This window comes from Mesotoga infera (assembly GCA_011045915.1).
Lineage (GTDB): Bacteria > Thermotogota > Thermotogae > Petrotogales > Kosmotogaceae > Mesotoga > Mesotoga infera_D.
This window is the reverse complement of record DSBT01000391.1, coordinates 1-2,787: the sequence shown is the minus strand read 5'-3', so window position 1 is coordinate 2,787 and position 2,787 is coordinate 1. Positions and strand designations below refer to the sequence as shown.

Below are 2,787 nucleotides of genomic sequence, written 5' to 3'. Positions count from 1 at the left end.
TAATGTATCTCCGAAGTTTCCGTCGCTTTGACGGAGCTGTACAGCTCTTTCAATTCTGAATGGATCGTTCTTGAAAAGACCTTGCGGGCAAGAACCTCGAAGGAAGCTTGAGCTTCAAGGCAGCCCCGACTACCACAAGTGCATTTATTTCCGTTCTGCGAGATTGTCATGTGACCGAACTCTCCGCTTCCTGCCCCGGTAAGGTGCAGTTTGCCGTCGATTGCTACTGCGCCTCCTATACCTACTCCTAGAGTTATGAATACACAGTTCTTGTGATTATTCACATCACCCTTCCAGAATTGGGCGAGAGCAAAAGAATCTACATCGTTCATCACAAAGGTTTTCTTTCCGGATCGTTCCGAGATCAGTTTCGCTATTGGAACTTCCTGCCAGTTCAGAAGGAAGGAATTCTTTACAACGCCTTTGAGTGAATCTACAATGCCTGACACGGCGATGCCTATTCCCAAAAGGCTTTCGCCCATTAGTCCGTTCCATTCCTTCAGAATGGTTTCCGTTGTTGAGACGACTTCTTCTGGAGTCTGATTCTCCAGGAGCCTTCGCTCACTTACAAGAGCGATCCCAAAGAGGTCGGTCAAGGAGTAGTCAAGATATCCCACGCCTATCTTCAGCCCGAGCACGCAGAGCTTCTTCGGCTGGATGCTTAGTAGGATCGGCTTTCTTCCGCCTGTTGAGTCTGCGACTCCGGTTTCAGCCACCAGACCGCTTTCAATCAATTCTCCCACTACTTTCGTAACCGTTGCGGGACTTAGGCCTGTGAGCTTTGCCAGGCTCGCCCTGTCTATTCCTTCATTCGAATAGATTCCTCTCAGAAGCAGTTTCTCGTTTATCTCTTTCATTATCTCTTTACTGGCTTTGCTTGCCACGGCAAACCTCCAGGGAAGGGGCCGGGAACGAATCCCGGCCCGATCTTCAGATCAGTTTAACTTTATGGATCTCTCCAGTTCTGCCTGAGCATCGTTTAGCGCCTGTTCCGGAGTCTTTTCTCCGTATCTGGCCGCTTCTAGATGTCTGTTCACTATGTCTGCCATCTCGTTGAACTGCTCAATTACAGGGGGCGTTACGAGAAAGTCCAGAGACTTGAATACGACTTCTTTGCTCTCTGGAGGCGTGGTCTGCTTGTAGAGCTCAATTATCTCGGGGTATGTCACCGGTGGTAGCTCCCAGCCCGCTTCGATTCTGATCTTTGCAACATCTATGTCTCCTGAGAGGAAACTTATCCACTTGAAGGCCGCGTCAACTTTCTTCGAGTCTTTGCTGATCGCAAGACCATTTGCGAAGAAATGTGTCGCCTTGCTTGTGTTTCCTGGCTCAACAGCTATGTCCCAGTTGAAGTCGCAGCTTTCTTTGAATGTCGAGAAGGCCCACGTTCCAGTAACGATCATTCCAATTCTTTCGACTTCAAAGAGATCCCAGTCTCCCATGCCTGCCATCTGAGCATCATTCGGCATAACGTTCGACTCGATGATCCTGTCTACCATATACTGCAGAGTCTCGATATTCTGAGGACTATTCAGTGTGAAGGCCGTCTTGTCTTCGTTGAGAATGCTACCACCGTTCTGCTGAACCATCTTGTAGAATTCCCAGAACTGAACTGGCTGATAAATCCCAAAGGTCATGGCATCCAAAGCCCTGATTTTTTTGGCCGCTTCCAGTTCATCTGCCCAAGTCCAGTCTTCTCTCGGATGTTCGGCGCCTGCCCTGTCGAAGAGGTCTTTGTTGTATATCAGTACCACGTTGGAGAAACTGAATGGCAAGCCGTACTGCACACCATTGTCTGAGAAGGCGTAAAGCGCCCTTTCATTCAACACGCTGGTATCGAAACCAGAGGAGGTAAGAAGACTGTTCAGGTCTAGTAGAACGTCCTTTTTGGCATAGGTATAGAAGTTCTCGTAGTTCAACTCGAAAGCGTCAGGGGCATTGCCACCGGCTACGACGGTCATCAGTTTGGTGAAGTAATCGCCGAAACCTACGGTTTCGATTTCTACGTTAATATCCGGGTTCTGTTCCTCGAAGATCTCTTTCATCTCTTCAAGATACTTCGCGTTTGCATCTGCTGAAGAGAAGTTCATGAACTTGATAGTCGTTACACCGAGTAGAGAGGTTGTCAATACCATTGAGGCAACCACTAGAACTACCAGAAACCTTTTCATTGAATCACACTCCTTTTAGCCTTTTATACCACCTACACTGAGCCCCTGTTCGAAGTATCTCTGAGCGAATGTGTAGATTAGCAGTATTGGTATCATAGATATTAGAGCCCCGGCCATAAGCATGTTGTAGTCGCTCTGGTGCTGGCCGTTTAGCAGACTGAGACCGACCGGCAGCGTCATCTTGTTCTTGTCTGTTAGAACTATAAGCGGCCACAGGTAATCGTTCCAGGCTCCCATAAAAGTGATAACGGTTAGTGTAGCAACTGCGGGTTTGGACAGCGGCAGTATCATTTTGAAGAAGATCCTGAAATGCGATGCTCCGTCGAGAACAGCAGCTTCAACGAAGTCATCCGGTATGGTTCTCATGTACTGCCTGATCATAAATGTACCAAATGCATTGAAGAGAGATGGAAGCATGATTCCCACATAGCTGTTTAGCAGCGAAAGATGCTTCAGAGTGAGGTAGTTGGGAATCATTGTGATATTGGCAGGAATCATCATTGTTGCAATGTAGATGCCGAACAAGACCTCTCTGCCTCTGAATTTGATCTTCGAGAAGACATAGGCGGCCATGCACGCAGACATTACCGTAACGAACGTGATCAGCACCGATATG

Annotated in this window: 3 protein-coding genes; all 3 read right to left on the bottom strand. The window is 47.9% G+C overall.

The genetic code is table 11. From position 1 onward, the window contains the following. A partial coding sequence (locus tag ENN47_12600) for an ROK family transcriptional regulator (GenBank protein ID HDP78988.1) occupies positions 1-884 on the bottom strand: 884 nt, incomplete at its 3' end. 51 nt (positions 885-935) lie between these two features. Further along, a complete protein-coding gene (locus ENN47_12595) occupies positions 936-2,171 on the bottom strand; it encodes a sugar ABC transporter substrate-binding protein (protein HDP78987.1) in 1,236 nt (411 codons plus the stop codon). 15 nt (positions 2,172-2,186) lie between these two features. Beyond that, the coding region (locus ENN47_12590) for a carbohydrate ABC transporter permease (protein ID HDP78986.1) at positions 2,187-2,787 on the bottom strand (601 nt) is incomplete at its 5' end.